15 protein-coding genes are annotated in these 17,788 nt (G+C 62.6%); 8 read left to right on the top strand and 7 right to left on the bottom strand.

Translation table 11 applies throughout. The annotated features are described in order from the left end of the window. Positions 1–133 precede the first annotated feature (133 nt). From BS630_RS25835 to BS630_RS25805, 7 genes are all read left to right on the top strand, one after another. Positions 134–1,567: an efflux transporter outer membrane subunit gene (locus tag BS630_RS25835; protein ID WP_077979644.1), complete on the top strand. Its 1,434-nt coding sequence runs from the start codon at positions 134–136 to the stop codon at positions 1,565–1,567. 170 nt (positions 1,568–1,737) lie between these two features. Next, entirely contained in the window at positions 1,738–2,658 is a 921-nt protein-coding gene (locus BS630_RS25830; RefSeq protein ID WP_077979643.1) for a nucleoside hydrolase, read from the top strand. Next, positions 2,655–4,442 carry an adenine deaminase gene (locus tag BS630_RS25825; protein ID WP_077979642.1) on the top strand — a complete coding sequence of 596 codons (1,788 nt, stop codon included), beginning with the start codon at positions 2,655–2,657 and terminating at the stop codon, positions 4,440–4,442. Before BS630_RS25830 ends, BS630_RS25825 begins: the two co-directional genes overlap by 4 nt. A 288-nt stretch (positions 4,443–4,730) precedes the next feature. Next, entirely contained in the window at positions 4,731–5,663 is a 933-nt protein-coding gene (locus BS630_RS25820; RefSeq protein WP_077979641.1) for a metal ABC transporter substrate-binding protein, read from the top strand. Continuing rightward, the gene (locus BS630_RS25815; RefSeq protein ID WP_025395881.1) at positions 5,660–6,565 is read left to right on the top strand and encodes a manganese/iron ABC transporter ATP-binding protein; all 906 of its coding nucleotides are present in this window, start codon (positions 5,660–5,662) and stop codon (positions 6,563–6,565) included. Before BS630_RS25820 ends, BS630_RS25815 begins: the two co-directional genes overlap by 4 nt. Next, positions 6,562–7,422: an iron/manganese ABC transporter permease subunit SitC gene (sitC, locus tag BS630_RS25810; protein ID WP_077979640.1), complete on the top strand. Its 861-nt coding sequence runs from the start codon at positions 6,562–6,564 to the stop codon at positions 7,420–7,422. Before BS630_RS25815 ends, sitC begins: the two co-directional genes overlap by 4 nt. Beyond that, a complete protein-coding gene (locus tag BS630_RS25805; protein ID WP_077979639.1) occupies positions 7,419–8,264 on the top strand; it encodes a metal ABC transporter permease in 846 nt (281 codons plus the stop codon). Before sitC ends, BS630_RS25805 begins: the two co-directional genes overlap by 4 nt. A gap of 149 nt (positions 8,265–8,413) precedes the next feature. On the opposite strand, the gene BS630_RS25800 is transcribed toward BS630_RS25805, so the two are convergent. From BS630_RS25800 to BS630_RS25775, 6 genes are all read right to left on the bottom strand, one after another. Next, complete coding sequence (locus BS630_RS25800; RefSeq protein WP_077979638.1) at positions 8,414–9,583, bottom strand: M20 aminoacylase family protein; 1,170 nt, start codon at positions 9,581–9,583, stop codon at positions 8,414–8,416. A gap of 199 nt (positions 9,584–9,782) precedes the next feature. Continuing rightward, on the bottom strand, positions 9,783–11,288 hold the full coding sequence (locus tag BS630_RS25795; protein ID WP_020051484.1) for a tripartite tricarboxylate transporter permease: 1,506 nt from the start codon (positions 11,286–11,288) through the stop codon (positions 9,783–9,785). Between the two features lie 9 nt (positions 11,289–11,297). Further along, positions 11,298–11,759 (bottom strand): tripartite tricarboxylate transporter TctB family protein, encoded by a 462-nt coding sequence (locus BS630_RS25790; RefSeq protein ID WP_077979637.1) that lies wholly within the window; start codon positions 11,757–11,759, stop codon positions 11,298–11,300. 211 nt (positions 11,760–11,970) lie between these two features. Next, complete coding sequence (locus BS630_RS25785) at positions 11,971–12,954, bottom strand: tripartite tricarboxylate transporter substrate-binding protein (protein ID WP_077979636.1); 984 nt, start codon at positions 12,952–12,954, stop codon at positions 11,971–11,973. Positions 12,955–13,182: 228 nt separating this feature from the next. Continuing rightward, the gene (locus BS630_RS25780; RefSeq protein WP_065281141.1) at positions 13,183–14,517 is read right to left on the bottom strand and encodes a sigma-54-dependent transcriptional regulator; all 1,335 of its coding nucleotides are present in this window, start codon (positions 14,515–14,517) and stop codon (positions 13,183–13,185) included. Beyond that, on the bottom strand, positions 14,514–16,313 hold the full coding sequence (locus BS630_RS25775; protein WP_376774334.1) for a sensor histidine kinase: 1,800 nt from the start codon (positions 16,311–16,313) through the stop codon (positions 14,514–14,516). The genes BS630_RS25780 and BS630_RS25775 overlap by 4 nt, the downstream gene beginning before the upstream one ends. 188 nt (positions 16,314–16,501) lie before the next feature. On the opposite strand from BS630_RS25775, the gene BS630_RS25770 reads away from it, so the two are divergent. Then, on the top strand, positions 16,502–17,164 hold the full coding sequence (locus BS630_RS25770; RefSeq protein WP_077979634.1) for a sulfite oxidase-like oxidoreductase: 663 nt from the start codon (positions 16,502–16,504) through the stop codon (positions 17,162–17,164). Here BS630_RS25770 and BS630_RS25765 read toward each other — a convergent pair. Beyond that, positions 17,149–17,784: a hypothetical protein gene (locus BS630_RS25765; RefSeq protein ID WP_077979669.1), complete on the bottom strand. Its 636-nt coding sequence runs from the start codon at positions 17,782–17,784 to the stop codon at positions 17,149–17,151. The genes BS630_RS25770 and BS630_RS25765 overlap by 16 nt on opposite strands. Positions 17,785–17,788 lie beyond the last annotated feature (4 nt).

Genomic DNA, 17,788 nt, shown 5'->3' with positions numbered 1-17,788 from the left:
ATAATGCAGTTCCCGTTGCTACATTGCGCCCGACTGCTTCGGTGTGTTTTTTTGGTATGACGAGGCGCGGCGGCGATAGTGAAGCATGAAGCTTCGGACAAGAATTGACTTGCTCGAGTACAGGATGAAATGAATGGTATCTCTTCGTTTTGCCACACCGGCATTATTGTTATTGTTGTCGGGCTGCGTCGTAGGCCCGGATCATGCTCCTCCTGAAATGCCGCTGCCCGCCAAATTCGGAGAAGGCGGAACGAAGAGTGTAGGCGACGTTGCAACCGCAGCTTGGTGGACCGCCTTCAGCGATCCCAAACTGAATGGCTATGTCCAGGCCGGACTCGATCAGAACCTGACCGTCCAGCAGGCGATCGAACGCATCAATTCGGCTTCCGCCAACGTCATCGCCGCCGGCGCCGGCGGCCTGCCGAACCTGAACGTCGGCGCTTCGCACACGATCAGCGGCCAGAAGGGCGAGCTCCGCACACAGTTCGACACGCGCAACACCAGTGCCGGCGACGTCCAGCTGAGCTGGCTGCTCGACCTCTTCGGCCTCTACAAGCGCAGCACCGAGAGCGCGCTTGCGTCGCTCGATTCAGCATACGCATCCGCTGATGTCGCCAAGCTGACCCTCGTGCAGGATCTCGTCTCGAGCTATATCGACGTTCGCTATTATCAGCAGCGCCTGGCGCTTTCGAGGGCCAACCTGAAGTCTCGTCAGGAAACCTACGAACTGACCAAGTTCCAGCTTGAAGCCGGCGCCGCCTCGCGTCTCGACGTCGTTCAGGCCGAAGGCCTGGTGCAGTCGACGCTCGCCGAAATTCCCGGCCTCGAGACCAACATCCGCATATCGGCCCATCACATCGCCACGCTGCTCGGCCTGCCGGCCTCGTCTCTCGTCGATGAATTGCTGAAGGGCCGTGGCCAGCCGGTATTCCGCGGCGGCATCACCTCCGGCATTCCGGCAGATCTGATCCGCAACCGTCCCGACATTCGCGTAGCGGAGCGTGATCTCGCCGCCGCAACGGCCAATATCGGCGTTGCCCAGGCGCAGCTTTATCCGAGCATCTCGCTCAGCGGCTCGATCTCGCCGTCCTACATCAACCAGCGCGGCGTCCATGGCGGCCTGACCGGCTGGTCCTTCGGCCCGACCCTCAATCTGCCGATTTTCGACGGCGGTGCCCTGCGCGCCAACGTCAAAACTGCACAGTCCAATGCCGCCAGTGCCTATCTCAACTGGAAGTCGACGGTGCTGTCCGCCGTCGAACAGGTCGAGAATGCACTTTCGGCCGTCCGGCGTGACGCGCGCACGGTCGCAGCACTTCAGGCCCAAGTGAAGACCACGCAGGAAACGCTTGAGCTTTCCACAGCATCCTACAAGGACGGCGCCTCTTCGCTGCTCGACGTTCTGGACGCCCAGCGCCAGGTTTCGCTCGCTCAGGCAAGCCTTGCCGCAGCCGTCCAGCAGATGGCCAAGGACTATGTCTCGCTGAACATCGCAATCGGCGGCGGTTTCGCCCCCGGGGGCAAGACCACCGCACCGGCGGTGAAAGCTGTAGCCGTCAAGAGCTGATCTGCGTTTCGCCCTTCTAGAAAATACAGAGCCCCGCGATCATCTCGCGGGGCTTTTTCGTAGGTGCCGCGTGCCGCCACCGATAACTGCGCATAAGATGAATTTGGATTCGACAAGCTTCGATCTGCCGCTTGCCGGCGCGGCAAGCCTCAAACGGTTCGGGTGAAATCATGGGCGTCTGGATCGACACTGACATGGGCTTCGACGACATCGCCGCCATTCTGGTGGTGGGACAGTCGGAATTCGAGATCGACGGAATATCACTGGTCTTCGGCAATACGCCGCTGCCGCAGGTGAGGATAAACGCCGCCGGCGCCGCCGGCGCCTTCGGCTGGACGTTCCCGATCCACACCGGCCGCGCCATGCCCGTGCTCGGCAAGCTCGAAACCGCTCAGGCGATCCTCGGCGAAACCGGCATCTCCACCATCGGCAGGAGCCTGCCGCAGGCGGCTGCCCTTGCCAAAAGCGATGCCTTCGCAGCACTCTGCCGCTGGCTGCACCGCAAAGGCCAGCACCGTATCCTGGCGCTTGGCCCGCTCACCAACATCGCCGCCGTGGCACTCGCCCGGCCCGATCTTGCCGCCCGCATCACCGAACTTGTCTGGATGGGCGGCGGCGTCACGTCAGGCAACCATACGGCCTCCGCCGAGTTCAACGCGCTCGCCGATCCCGAGGCACTCTCAATCGTCATTGCCCATGGCCTGCCGCTGCGCATGGTCGATCTCGACCTCTGCCGCAAGGTGCTGGCCAGGCCCGAAGACGCCGAGCCGATGCGCAATGCCGGCGGCGCCAACGCCGAACTCATCGCCGATATGTTTTCGGGTTATATCCGCATCGGCACCAGCCGCGGCCGCCCGGCGATGGCGATCTATGATCCTTCCGCCGCCGTCGCCTTCGTCGCTCCGGATATCGTCAGCTTCCGCCCTGCCCGTATCGACGTCGAGCTGCAGGGCGCCTTGACCCGCGGCCGTACCGTCGTCGAGACCCGCGCCACGCATGCGACCTTCAATGCTCAATTCGCCGCCGACATCGATGCCGACATGGCGCGTGTCATCATTCTCGCTGCCCTGGTCAACGAGGCCCGCAAATGAACGTCACCGCTCGCCAAGAACCCGCCGATCTCAACGATCCCGCTTTGCGCGCCCGCGCCGTCACTGCTGCGCGCGGCGATGCCCCTTTCGACATGCTGATCACCGGCGGCCGGCTGCTCGATACGGTGACGGGCCTGATCCGGCAAGTCGATATCGGCCTCGTCGGCGCGCTAATATCAAGCGTTCATGCCCCGGCGAGCCGCACCGATGCCGCCGAGATCATCGATGCAGCGGGCAGTATCCTGACGCCCGGCCTGATCGACACGCACATGCATATCGAAAGTTCGATGGTGACACCCGCCGAATATACGAGCGCCGTCTTGCCACGCGGCGTCACCACGATCGTGTGGGATCCGCATGAATTCGGCAATGTCCATGGGCTCGACGGCGTGCGCTGGGCGATCGAGGCGGCGCGCAGCCTGCCGCTGCGTATGATCCTGCTCGCGCCCTCCTGCGTGCCCTCCGCGCCGGGCCTGGAACTTGCCGGCGCCGATTTCGATGGCTCCATGATCACCGAGATGCTGCACTCCTCCGCCATCGGCGGCGTCGCCGAAGTGATGAATATGCGCGGCGTCATCGACGGCGATCCGCGCATGACTGATATCGTCAATGCCGGCCTTGCCGCCGGCAAGCTCGTCTGCGGTCATGCACGCGGCCTCGAAGACGCCGATCTCAACGCCTTCATGGCATCGGGTATCACCTCCGACCACGAACTTACCTCCGGCGCCGATCTCCTCGCCAAGCTTTCCGCCGGCCTGACCATCGAACTGCGCGGCTCTCACGACCATCTGCTGCAGGAGTTCGTCGAGGTGCTGAACGGTCTCGGCCACCTGCCTGCGACCGTCACGCTCTGCACCGACGACGTCTTTCCCGACGAACTCCATGAAGGCGGCGGCCTCGACGACGTCATCAGGCGCCTGGTGCGCTACGGCATGAAGCCGGAATGGGCGATCCGTGCCGCGACCTTCAACGCCGCACAACGTCTGAAGCGCTCCGATCTCGGCCTCGTCGCCGCCGGCCGCCGCGCCGACATCGTGCTCTTCGAAGACCTCGCGGAATTCCGGGCGCGGCTCGTCATATCAGGCGGCCGCATAATTGCCCGCAACGGCAGCATGCAGGTTGCCGTCCAGCAGATCGATACGGCGCCGCTTGTCAATTCGGTGAAGCTGCCGCCGCTGACCGAGAATGATTTTCGCATTCCGGCGAAGGGCGAACGCGTCCGCGTCGCCACCATCGACCGTCCGCGCTTCACGCAATGGGGCGAGGCCGAAACCGAGGTCAGGGACGGTTTCATCGTGTCGCCGGCCGGCAGCGCCATGATTTCGGTCGCCCATCGCCACGGCAAGGCCGCCGCTGCCCCACGCATCGGCTTCCTCACCGGCTGGGGTGAATGGCGCGGCGCGTTCTGTACCACCGTTTCGCATGACAGCCACAACCTCACCGTCTTCGGCGGCAATGCAGGCGACATGGCGCTTGCCGCCAACGCCGTCATATCAGCCGGCGGCGGCATGGCCGTCGCCAAGGACGGCCGGATCGAGGCGATGTTGCCGCTGCCGCTCTCCGGCCTGGTGACCGATGCCTCGCTGAAGGACACGGCCCTGGCCTTTGCCGGCATCCGCAAGGCGATGGAAAAGATCGTCACGTGGAAGCCGCCCTATCTAGTCTTCAAGGCCTGCTTCGGCGCCACGCTCGCCTGCAATGTCGGCCCGCATCAGACCGATCGGGGGATTGCCGATGTTGTAACGGGCAAGGTGCTGGAAAACCCGGTACTGGCTGTTTGGTAGATCGACAAAGCGCGGCTCCGCCAGAAGGCGCGCCGTGTGCTCCTCAAACATCTAACCGATCGAAGCATATCCCGGTATGCGTTGTTCGATGAGGTTGGCCAGCCCGTCGAGCCCTGCCGTCATCTTTTTCGACCTCTCGTTCGGATCATTGTTGCAATTCATTCTTAATTGCACAATAGTCGAAGCAAGGGTCGTCAAGTATTTTTTGCAAATCATTCCGAATCGCAACTTGTTCGACTCTCCGCGAATTTTGCAATTCGGTCGCAATAGCAGAAAGAGGAGAAACATATGCTCTATGGGGAAAGACGGTCGGTTTTGGCCGGACTGATAGGGGTGGCATTCGCAGCCGTGCTGGTGGCCTTTCCCGCCGCTGCCCAACAGACAACCAATTCGAAGTTCAAGGTGGTGACGACCTTCACCGTAATTGCCGACATGGCAAAAAACGTGGCCGGTGATGCCGCGATCGTGGAATCGATCACCAAGCCGGGCGCGGAGATCCACAACTATGCGCCGACGCCGGGTGACATCCAGCGAGCACAAGGTGCACAACTCATTCTCTGGAACGGCCTCAATCTGGAGCGCTGGTTCGAAAAGTTCTTCCAGAACCTGCACGACGTCCCCGGTGCCGTCGTCTCCGATGGCATCGAGCCGATGGGCATCTCGGAAGGCCCCTACGAAGGCAAACCCAATCCCCACGCCTGGATGTCGCCGAAGAACGCCCTGATCTACGTCAACAATATCCGTGATGCTTTCGCAAAGTATGATCCGGCGAATGCGGAGACATACAAGGCCAACGCCGAGGCCTACAAGCAGAAGATCGAAGCGACGATCACGCCGATCCGCGCCACCCTCGAAAAAATTCCCGAGGACAAGCGCTGGCTGGTTTCCAGCGAGGGCGCCTTTTCCTATCTCGCACGCGATTTCGGGCTGAAGGAACTCTATCTCTGGCCAATCAACGCCGATCAGCAGGGCACGCCCCAGCAGGTCCGCAAAGTGATCGATGCGGTGAAGGCAAACCAGATTCCAACCGTCTTCAGCGAAAGCACCGTTTCCGACAAACCGGCCCGTCAGGTGGCGCGCGAAACCGGCGCGCATTATGGCGGTGTGCTTTATGTCGACTCGCTGAGCGAAGCCGACGGCCCGGTGCCAACCTACATCGACCTTCTGCGCGTGACCTCCGATACCGTCGCGAAGGGTCTTGCCGATGGGTTGTCGCAATGACCGTGCTGCTTGGCAATCTTGTCCGTCCCGCATCCTCGGATGCGGGATCGGGGATCACGGTAAAGGATGCGACCGTCACTTACCGCAACGGACATACGGCCCTGAGGGACGCGAGTTTCCAGATCCCCACGGGCACGATCGCCGCGCTGGTCGGTGTCAACGGTTCCGGCAAGTCGACGCTCTTCAAGTCGATCATGGGTTTCGTGCGTCTCGCCAGGGGCCACATTCGCGTGCTTGGCATGCCGGTCGAAGAGGCGCTGCGCAAGAACCTCGTCGCCTATGTGCCGCAATCGGAAGAAGTTGACTGGAACTTCCCGGTGCTGGTCGAGGATGTCGTGATGATGGGGCGCTACGGCCACATGGGCATGATGCGCATCCCGAAGGCCGCAGACCACGAGGCGGTTGCGGCCGCGCTCGCCCGCGTCGCCATGAGCGAGTTCCGCAAGCGCCAGATCGGCGAGCTCTCCGGCGGTCAGAGGAAGCGGGTGTTTTTGGCGCGGGCCCTGGCACAGGACGGCCGGGTCATTCTGCTCGATGAACCCTTTACCGGCGTCGACGTAAAGACCGAGGACCAGATCATCAGGCTCCTGCGCGAACTGCGGGATGAAGGTCGTGTCATGCTGGTCTCCACCCACAATCTCGGCTCCGTTCCGGAGTTCTGCGACCGGACCATTCTGATCAAGGGCACGGTGCTCGCTTACGGCCCGACCGTCGAGACTTTTACGCAGGAAAATCTGGAAAAGACCTTTGGCGGCGTGCTGCGTCATTTCGTGTTCAGCGAAGCGCAGAACGGCAGGCCAACGTCGATCGGCGTCATAACCGATGATGAGCGCCCCCTGATCCTGCAGGGTGGCAAAGCGACTGCCCGAGGCCCCGATGGTGGCAATGGGGGCGGGGAATGATAGCCGACCTCCTGCAGCCCTTCACCTATGAATACATGCTGAATGCCATGTGGGTATCCGCCCTTGTAGGCGGCGTCTGCGCCTTCCTCTCCTGTTATCTGATGTTGAAAGGCTGGTCGCTGATCGGCGACGCACTATCGCACGCGATCGTTCCCGGCGTCGCCGGCGCCTATATGCTCGGACTTCCCTTCTCGATCGGAGCCTTCTTTTCCGGAGGGCTCGCTGCCGCAGCGATGCTTTTCCTCAACCAGCGCACCAAGCTGAAGGAAGATGCCATCATCGGCCTGATCTTCTCCTCCTTCTTCGGGCTGGGCCTGTTCATGGTTTCGCTCAAGCCTATGGCGGTCAACATCCAGACGATCGTGCTCGGCAACATTCTCGCCATCACGCCCGAGGATACGCTGCAACTCGCCATCATCGGCTTCGTGTCACTCGCTGTCCTGCTCGTCAAATGGAAGGACCTGATGGTGACGTTCTTCGATGAGAGCCATGCCCGATCGATCGGTCTCAATCCGACCGTTCTCAAGGTCATTTTCTTCACGCTGCTGTCTGCCTCCACCGTCGCGGCGCTGCAGACAGTCGGTGCATTCCTCGTCATCTGCATGGTGGTGACGCCTGGCGCGACCGCCTATCTGCTGACAGACCGCTTCCCGCGGCTGCTTGTGATCGCGGTCATCATCGGATCGATGACCAGTTTCGTTGGCGCCTATGTGAGTTACTTCCTCGATGGCGCAACAGGCGGCATCATCGTCGTGCTACAGACGGCAATCTTCCTGATCGCGTTCTTCTTCGCACCCAAACACGGCATGCTGGCGGCACGTAGACGCGCCGCGCAGGCGCTGGAGGCAGCGCCATGAACATGGTCGAGACGCTTCTTTCGCCTTTCCAGTTCGGCTTCATGGTCAATGCGCTGGTGATCTCGGTGCTGGTTGCAATCCCGATGGCGCTGTTGTCCTGCTTCCTGGTTCTGAAAGGCTGGTCTCTGATGGGAGACGCCATCAGCCACGCCGTCTTCCCCGGCGTGGTCATCGCCTATATCGTCGGTATACCGTTTGCGGTCGGCGCCTTCGTGGCCGGCATGTTTTGCGCTATCGCCACCGGTTTCCTGAAAGATAACAGCCGTATCAAACAGGATACGGTGATGGGCATCGTTTTCTCCGGCATGTTCGGGCTAGGTCTGGTCCTCTATGTCAAGATCCAGTCCGACGTGCATCTCGACCACATCCTGTTCGGCGACATGCTCGGTGTCTCCTGGCGCGACATCGGGCAATCGGCCGTCATTGCCGCGATCACGGCTGTCATTCTTGGTGTGAAGTGGAAGGACTTCCTGCTGCACGCCTTCGACCCCGCCCAGGCGAGGGCGGTGGGCCTCAGGATCAACCTGCTGCATTACGGCCTTCTCGCCCTCATCTCGCTGACAATCGTCGGCGCCTTACAGGCGGTAGGCATCATCCTTTCGATCGCCATGCTGATTGCGCCGGGAGCCATCGCCTTCCTGCTCACCCGTAAGTTCAGCACGATGCTGCTCCTCTCTGTCGCCATTGCCGTGATCGGTTCCTTTGTCGGCGTCTACCTGTCCTTCTTCATCGACAGCGCACCGGCGCCGACCATCGTGCTTGTGCTGGCGATCGGCTTCGTGCTGGCCTTCATCCATGCCACGCACGGGACGGCCCGGGGGGAGGAATCGCCGATAGACTGATGGACATTGCGAAGTCGCTGTACGGACGGCAGTCGTTGACCAACGCAGGTTGACCAACGCAGAATGCAGAGAGGCGCGCAACGGTCGCCTTTGAATTGCTGCCTAATTCCTACAATCTATTCCGATTTAGGCAATTAGGCAGCAGATAATCAAACCTTCAACTCCCGCTCAACCAGCGCCACCCAATAGGCCGCCCCATGTCCAAGCGCTTCATCGTTGAAATCATAGGCCGTGTTGTGATGCAGCGCCCCATCCACCGCCGGACCGTTGCCGAGCCAGACATAGCAGCCCGGCGCGTTCTGGGCGAAGAAGGCGAAATCGTCGCCTGCCGTCGACGGTGGAAAGCTTGTCTGCACCTTCCCGCCGAAGACCGAGCCGGCCACTGCCAGCGCCCGTGCGGTCGCATCCGCGTCATTGATGACGGGCGGAATCCGCCGCTCGAATGCATAGTCCACAGCGATGCCGTACATGGCCGCAGTGCCATGCGCCAATCGTCCGATCTCGGTCTCCAACTGGTTGCGCACTTCGGGCGAATAGGCTCGCGCCGTCCCACCGATCTCGACGATATCAGGAATGACGTTCAGCGCCTTCGGGTCGCCCGCCTGCAGGAAACAGGCGCTGACGACGGCCGGCTGCAGCGGATCGACCACGCGCCCGACGATCGTCTGCAGCGATGACAGCAAGGTCCCGGCCGCCGTGATCGGATCGCGGCCGAGATGCGGCTTGGCGCCGTGCGTGCCGGTCCCACGGAAGGTGATTCGCCAGCTGTCGGAGGAGGCAAGCTGCGGCCCCTCGACCACGGCGATCTCATCGACCGCAAGCCCAGGCATGTTATGCAGCCCATAGACGGCATCGCAGGGGAAAAGCGTGAACAGGCCCTCCTCGACCATGCGCCTTGCTCCGCCTCGCCCTTCCTCGGCCGGCTGGAAGATGAAATGCACCGTGCCGGAAAAATCCTGCGTTGCCGCAAGATGCCGCGCGGCGCCAAGCAGCATCGCCGTATGGCCGTCATGGCCGCAGGCATGCATCTTTCCGGGCACGGTCGATTTATAGGGCCGCTCCGCCATTTCAGGCATGGCGAGCGCGTCCATGTCGGCCCGCAGCCCGATCCTGCGTGTGCCGTTGCCGAGCCGCAGTGTGCCGACCACGCCGGTACCGCCGAGACCGCGATGCACGGTGATGCCAGCCTCTTCGAGAAGCCTCGCGACGATGCCGGCGGTGCGCTCCTCCTCGAAACCGAGTTCGGGATGGGCGTGCAGGTCGTGGCGCAAGGCGGTCAGAAACGGCAGATCGTCTTTGATCCGGGCGGGAATGCTCATGAGCCTGGATATCCTGTCATACGAAACGGGCGCCCAACCGGCGCCCGCGTCAGATCATTCCTTGTTCACCAAGCGACCCACAAGTTCAACCCCCAGAACAGGATGATTTAGGCCGGCCTAAAATCCGAATCCTGTTCCAAATGAAAGAGTTAGGGCATGATGTCATCCGAAACCCGATCACGCTTTTCGGTATCATGCTCTAGGCCTCCTCGACGAACACCTCCTCGCGCTTCTTCTTGACGCTCGGCAGGAAGACGACGATCAGCACGGCGACCGCAATGGCCAGAAGAATGGCGCTGATCGGCCGAGTAACGAAGGTGGTCGGATCGCCGCGCGACAGGATCATGGCGCGCCGGAGGTTCTCCTCGAGCAATGGCCCGAGCACGAAGCCGAGCAGAAGCGGCGCCGGCTCGCAGCGAAGCTTCGCCAGCACATAACCGATGAGCCCGAAGAAGGCCACGGCGTAGAGATCGTAGACGTTGGCGTTGACGCTGTAGACCCCGATGGAGCAGAAGGCCATGATGATGGGGAAGAGTACGTAATAAGGCACGGTCAAGAGCTTCACCCAGAGCCCGATCAGCGGCAGGTTAAGGATGACCAGCATCAGGTTGCCGATCCACATCGAGGCGATGATGCCCCAGAACAGCGCCGGCTGCTCGGTGGCGACGTTCGGACCGGGTACGATGCCTTGGATGATCATCGCCCCGACCATCAGCGCCATGACGGGATTGGCCGGAATGCCAAGCGTCAAGAGCGGAATGAACGAGGTTTGCGCGCCGGCATTGTTCGCCGATTCCGGTCCGGCAACGCCGGCAATCGCACCCTTGCCGAATTCCTCCGGCGTCTTCGACATCCGCTTTTCCACCGTGTAGGAGGCGAAGGCCGCGAGAATGGCACCACCACCCGGCAGGATGCCGAGCGCCGAACCGATTGCCGTACCGCGAATGACCGGCGCAATCATCTCCTTGAATTCCTGGCGGGACGGCAAAAGGCCGGTGACCTTGGCCATCAGCACCGTGCGTGTCGACTCGCCCTCGAGGTTGCGCAGGATTTCCGCCACGCCGAACACGCCGACGGCAAGCGCCACGAAGTTCAGCCCGTCCGCATATTCACGGATGCCGAGCGTGAAGCGCGGCGTGCCGGTGTAGATGTCGGTGCCGACGAGGCCAAGCAGCAGCCCGAGCGCCACCATGGCCAGCGCCTTGACGACCGAGCCATGCGCGAGTGCGATCGAGGAGACGAGGCCGACTATCATCAGCGAGAAATATTCCGCCGAGCCGAATTGCAGCGCGATTGCAGTCAGCGGCGGTGCGAAGATCGCGACGAGGAAGGTCGAGACCGTGCCGGCAAAGAACGAGCCGAGCGCCGCGATCGCAAGCGCTGCGCCGGCCCGGCCCTTGCGGGCCATCTGGTAGCCGTCGATCGCGGTCACGGCCGAGGAGGATTCGCCCGGCATGTTGATCAGGATCGCCGTCGTCGAGCCGCCGTACTGCGCGCCGTAATAGATGCCGGCGAGCATGATCAGCGAGGAAACCGGTTCAAGCTGGAAGGTGATCGGCAAGAGCATGGCGATCGTCGCCGTAGCGCCGATCCCGGGCAGCACGCCGATCAACGTGCCGAGCAGCACGCCGATCAGGCAGAAGAGCAGGTTTTCCGGAGTGCCGGCTGTTGCAAAGCCGAGCGCGAGATTGCTGAAAAGATCCATCATCGTCTCCTAGAACCGGACCCAGGGGCCGAAGCGCTCGAACGGCAGGCCGAGCCCGTAGCTGAAGACCCCGACCGAAAAGATCGTCAGCAGCAGCGACAGCACGATCGCGAAGAACACGTTCATCTTTTGCGATGCGAAGCAGGCGATGAAGGCGGTGAGGAACAGTGACGGCGCGAAGCCGAGACCGCGCACCGTCAGCCCGAAGAACACCGGCGCCGGCAGGATGAAGAGCATGCCGCGCCAGGCAAACGGGTCGATCGGCTCGCCCTCGACCCGCAGCGCCTGAATGAAGATGATCGCGCCGAGAAGCACGAGCACGGCGGCAAGCACCAGCGGGAAATAACCAGGCCCCATGCGCACTGACGTGCCGAGGTCGAGCCCCAGCGACTGGATGGCGAAGAAAGCGCCGGTCGCGACGAAAAGCGTGCCGCAAATCGCATTGGTGGTATCGAAACTGATGGATTTCATGGTTTCTCCTGGGGAGATGGTTCGTGACGCTGCTGCTGCGATTGCCCTCATCCGTCTGCCGGCACCTTCTCACCGCATGCGGGGAGAAGGGAAGTAGCTGCGAGCCCTTTGCCCTCTTGCCGCCGTTGAGTGACGCAAGTCCCCTCTCCCCGTTCACGGGGAGAGGGTTAGGGTGAGGGGCTCATCCAGCATGTCCTGACGAGGATAATCCTCAGTCGGCATATTCGCCAGCGGCCTCGATCACCGTTTTCCAGCGGGCAATCTCGCTTTCGAGCTTGGCCTTCAGCGCAGCCGGCGTCGCATCGGCGTCGGAGGATGGCGCCGTGCCGAGCTCGGCGAAGCGGGCGCCGACATTTGGATCCTTCAACGCCACCTGCAGCGACTTCGACAGACGTTCGTTGATTTCGGCAGGCGTGCCCTTCGGCGTGTATATGCCGTGCCAGATGCCGACTTCAAAACCGGGCAGACCGGCTTCGACGGCCGTCGGAATGTCCTTCATCACGTCGAGACGCTTCGGCGAGGTCACGGCATAGGCCTTGATCGTGCCGCCCTGGATCTGCTTCGTCGTGTTGGTCGTCTGGTCGCACATGACGTCGACCTGACCGCCGAGAAGATCGGTCATGGCAGGGCCGGTGCCCTTATAGGGAACGGTCGTCAGCGGCGTCTGGATGGCGCTCATGAACATCATGCCGCAGAGATGCGAAGCCGCACCGATGCCGGCATTGGCGACCGTCACCTTGTCCTTGTTGGCCTTGATATAATCGATCAGCCCCTTGAGGTCGGCCGGCTCCATGTCCTTGCGGGCGACGATCGTCATCGGCACCTCGGTGACGAGGCCGACATAGTCGAATGCGCCGAGCGTGTCGTAGGCGAGCTTGCGGTAGAGCGTGGCGCTGGTCGCCATGCCGATATGATGCAGCAGGATGGTGTAACCGTCGGGATCGGCATTCGCCACGCGGCCGGCGCCGAGCGTGCCGCCGGCGCCGCCGACATTTTCGACGACGATCTGCTGGCCGAGATCCTTCGACATGGATTCGGCGACGAGGCGCGCGACGGTATCCGTCGGGCCGCCGGCCGCAAAGGGCACGACCATGGTGATGGTGCGCTCGGGATAAGTCTGCGCCGAAGCGGCGCCGGCGAGAAGAGAGACCGCGGCAGCCGCGGTCAGGCCGAGCATGGCCTTCAGAATTTTCATCGTTTCCTCCCTGAAAATAAGCAAGCCCGCCGACACATCCTCCGCGCCGGTTCGGATAGCCTATTTGCCGCCTGGAAAAATCGATCGGCAATCATTGCAGTCGCTTTCGAAGGACGATTTTACGACAGTGCGATGCAGCATGGGTCGATTTGGAAACAAACGGCTCTGGCGGTGGGTGGAAATCCACCCATCGCACCGCAAAAATTGCAGCGCGCCCCAGCACCCGGTTTAGCTTTCGGTGGTCAGCATCCGCTTGTCGAGACCATATTTCTGCATCTTCTCGTAGAGGGTCTTCCGGGAAATGCCGAGCGACTCATAGACCGGCCTGAGGCTGCCGCCATGCGCCACCAGCGCGCTGGCAATGACCCCGCGTTCGAATTCGGCGACGCGCTCCGCAAGCCCGGTCGCCTCCTCGGCTTGCCGCCCGCCATTGTCGAGACCGAGGACCAGACGGTCGGCTGCATTCCTCAGCTCACGCACATTGCCGGGCCAGTCGCGCTGAGCAATGTCGGAAATAACGTCTGGCGGCACGGTCATCTCGTCGCGGCCGTAGCGGGCCGCCGCCTCCCGCACCAGCTGCAGGAAAAGCAATGGAACATCCGCCCGCCGCTGCGACAGCGACGGCACGTGCAGCGTCGCGACGTTCAGCCGATAGAAGAGGTCGGCGCGGAAGCGCCCCGCCGCCACCTCCGCCTCCAGATCGACCTTGCTTGTCGCAATGAAGCGCACGTCGAGCGCCACCACCTCGTTCGAACCGAGCCTGGAGATCACCCGCTCCTGCAGCACCCGCAGGAACTTCGCCTGCAGGTCGAAGGGCATGGAGCCGATCTCATCGAGCAGGATCGTGCCGCCGCGCCCGTGTTCGAATTTTCCATAGCGCGGCCTTACCGCGCCCGGAAAGGCACCCGCCTCATGGCCGAAGAGCTCGCTTTCGATCAGGTTCGCCGGCAGTGCGGCACAATTGATCGCGATGAACGGCCGGCTCGCCCGGGCGCTTATGTCGTGGAGCGCCCGCGCCACCACCTCCTTGCCGGCCCCGGTCTCGCCGACGATCAGCGTATCGGCGTCGCTCGCCCCGATCGCCCGGATGCGGTAGCGCAGATCCACCATCACCTGCGTGCGCCCCGGCAGCCGCGCCTCGATATCGTCGCGCTTGCCGGCGACCGCTTTCAGCAGCCGGTTTTCGAGCACGAGGCCGCGCCGCTCCATCGCCCGGCGGATGACGCCGGCAAGCATCTCAGGCGTGAACGGCTTCTCGATGAAATCATAGGCCCCTTCGCGCATCGCCTTCACCGCAAGCTGAACGTCGCCGTGGCCGGTAACGAGAATGACCGGCACCTCCGGGTCGAGTTCGCGGATCTTCTGCATCAGCGTCATGCCGTCGATGCCGGGCATACGGATATCGCTGACGACGACGCCGGGAAAGCTGTAGCCGATCAGCTCCAGCACGTGGTCGCCGTTCGAATAGGTCTCGACACTGAAGCCGGAGAGCTCCAGCGCCTGCGCCGTCGAACGGCGCAGTTCCTCCTCGTCGTCAACCAGCAGGATCTTCGCATCGTTCATTCCGCTGCCTCCGGCATCAGCCCTGCCGCCGATTGCAGATCGATGCGGAACACCGCGCCCCCTTCGGGATGATTGGCAGCACCAAGGCTGCCGCCGAAATCCTTGATGATGTTGTAGGAGATCGAAAGCCCGAGGCCGAGCCCCTTGCCGACGCCCTTCGTCGTGAAGAAGGGATCGAAGATGCGCTCGGCGATCGCCGCCGGCACGCCCGGCCCATGGTCTCGCACCGTCAGCACCACCTTGCCGGCCTCCTCGAAGGCCGATACCTCGATGCGCCGATCATCCAGCCCCTCCACCGCATCGGCCGCATTCGAAATCACGTTCACCAGCACCTGCTGCAGACGCACCGAACCGGCGCGCACCACCGGCGGACGCGGCCCGAGAGCGAGCAGCAGTTCGGCATCCGCCGCCTTCAGCCGCCAGGCGATAATCTCGAGCGTATCGCGCATCGCCTCGTCGAGGGAAACGGGACCGAGCTTCTCGTTCGGCTTGCGGGCGAAGTTGCGCAGGTGCCGGCTGATTGCAGCCATACGGTCGATCAGCCCGCCGATACGCCGGATATTGTCCCGCGCCTCCTCCGTCCGCCCACGGTCGATGAGAACGGAGGCACTGTCCGTATAGGTCTTGGCCGCGGCGAGCGGCTGGTTGAACTCGTGCGAAAGGGCAGCAGACATCTGCCCTAGCCCAGCAAGCTTGCCCGCCTGGATCAGATCGGCCTGAGTCTGCCGGAGCTGTTGCTCGGTCAGCCGCCGTTCGGCGATTTCTTCTTCGATGCGGCTGTTGACTCGGGCAAGATCGGCTGTGCGCTCCTCGACGCGCCGCTCCAGCTCGTTGCGGGCTTCGGCTTGCATCTGCATGCGCTCGGCAAGCCGCGCCCGCCGCTGGCGCAGAACCGCGACTGCGAGCCCGGCGATGCAGAGGAAGAGAAAGACTGCCGCAAGCGCCGTGCGTGCCTGGGCACGGATGGAACTCGTCTCCATCAGCACGTTCACCGTCCAGTCCTCGGCCGGCATGTAATGCGAGAGCACCAGATATTCACTCGAACCGCGCTCGCCGGCCAGCGTCATCAGCTCATGCTGCTCGAAGTGGTGACGCGTCACCGGCAGCGCCGCCAGCCTGGCATTGGCATAACGTCGCGACGCCTCGGTGCGGGCGACGCGGTCGGCCGTCAGCGGCAGGATCGCGCCATAGAGCCATTCCGGGCTGCCGGACATGAAGATGATGCCCTCCGGATCGGAAACGAAAATCTTGTATTCGCCGCCGCCCCAGGAGGATTCGATCATGTCGATATCGACTTTGAAGACGATGACGCCGCGAATATCCGCGCCGGTTCGGATCGGTGCGGCAAAATAATAGCCGCGCTTCAGCGAGGTGGTGCCGAGCGCGTAAAATCGTGCCTGCCGGCCTTCGACCGCATCTTGGAAATAGGGCCTGTAGCTGAAATTCTGCCCGACGAAGCTTGCAGGCCCATCGTAATTGCTGGCCGCGATCGTCTCTCCGTCTGGCTTCACCACATAAATATCGGAGGATTTCAGCAGCCCGTTGATCTCCTTGAGATAGAGATTGGCCGCATCGCGCAGCGCCGCATCTTCAGGCGCGCTCACCAGTTCCTTGATGTCGTCGTGATCGGCGATCAGCGCCGGCAGCGCCTCGTAGCGGTTGAGATGACCGCTGAGTGCCGAAACGGCAAGGCGCAACGCCGTCCCCGCCTGCGCCGAGGCTTCCTCCATATAGGCGCGCGTCGCAATCGCGCTGCCATAGTTGAAGAAGGCGAAGATGATCAGCGGCACCACCAGCAACGCCGCTATCGCACGATATCTCGAAGACAGAACCGGCTCCTCCCCTTTTCTGCCTCCACTCCCCAGCGAGGCATATCCAACGGACCGAGTTTAGAGGGGTGGGTAGGGATTTCCAAGGGGCCGCCGAAACTTGACACCCGGCAGGGGCCGATGTCCTATTGCTGCACCGCAAGGAGGCTCCGCCCATGAGCGACGACCAGACGCCCGCCGACAGCAAACTCACCACATCCAAGCGTCGCTGGGCGGCAGAGGGCAAGTTCCTGACCGGCCGTATCAGCCGTCCCGAAACCGAGCGCCTGCCGCCCGGCCAGCACCTTGTCAAGAACTGGCCGGTGCTCGATCTCGGCCAGCAGCCTGTCATCTCGACCGAGACCTGGCGGCTCGACGTGCGCGGCCTCGTCGAAACGACGCTCGCCCTCACCTGGGCCGACTTCCAGGCGATCGAACAGAGCACTGGGGTGAGCGATATCCACTGCGTCACCACCTGGTCGCGCTACGACAACAAATGGAAGGGCGTTTCGACCCGCGATCTGCTCGACCTCGCCATGCCGAAGCCGGATGCGGCTTACGTCATGCTGACGAGTTACGACGGCTATACCACCAACTTGCCGCTCGCCGATTTCGCCGCCGAGGATGCGATTCTCGCCACCGTCTGGGAAGGCCTGCCGCTGACGCCGGAGCACGGCGGCCCGATGCGCCTCGTCGTACCGCATCTCTATTTCTGGAAAAGCGCCAAATGGCTGCGCCGCATCGAGCTGATGCCTGCCGACCAGGCCGGCTTCTGGGAAAAGAACGGCTACCACATGTATGGCGATCCGTGGCGCGAGCAGCGCTATTCCGACGATTGAGCTTTTGGCCGCGAGAAACGGCGAAGCGCAAACACGCCAAGGCCGAACAAAGAGGCAAGCCCCGTCAGTGATGCCACGCTGGCGGCATGGAATGGGATCCCGCTCCAGCGCGGCTTGACGATATCGGCTGTGTTGAAGGCTTCGCCGCTGAACCGGCAGCTGATCAGCGCAAGACCGCGCCGCACCATGTCGGCGTCGACCGCGGAAATGATTTCACCCGCCGCAGCAGCCTCCCGCGGCATCTCGCGCATCGAAAGCAAGACCGCCTTGGTCGCGGCGAGATAGGCATGGGCGCATTCGTTGAACGGGCTTTCCTCATCCGTCACGCTGCCCGGCATCCGGCCCCATAGACAGTAAGAATACTGGATCTCGGCATAATTCAGCACGCGCCGGAACGGCTCGTTCGTATCGACGGCGCGGGATGCAAGACCGATGATCCGACCGCGATAGTCAGACATGACAGCCATCTCGCCATGGGAAATCTCCGGGATATCCAGCCCGGCATGGCTGCCGCCGTCGCTGCTGCGGCTATGGGCAAAAGCGCTTCCAGCGACCACACAAAAAAACGCGGCGGCAGAAAGCGCCGTCAGCAGCAGTGATCTGGCTCTGTCGTTTTTCATAATC

The sequence above is a fragment of the Rhizobium laguerreae genome (assembly GCF_002008165.1).
Taxonomy (GTDB): domain Bacteria; phylum Pseudomonadota; class Alphaproteobacteria; order Rhizobiales; family Rhizobiaceae; genus Rhizobium; species Rhizobium laguerreae.
The sequence above is the reverse complement of the archived record's forward strand: the minus strand, read 5'-3'. Positions and strand labels throughout refer to the sequence as shown.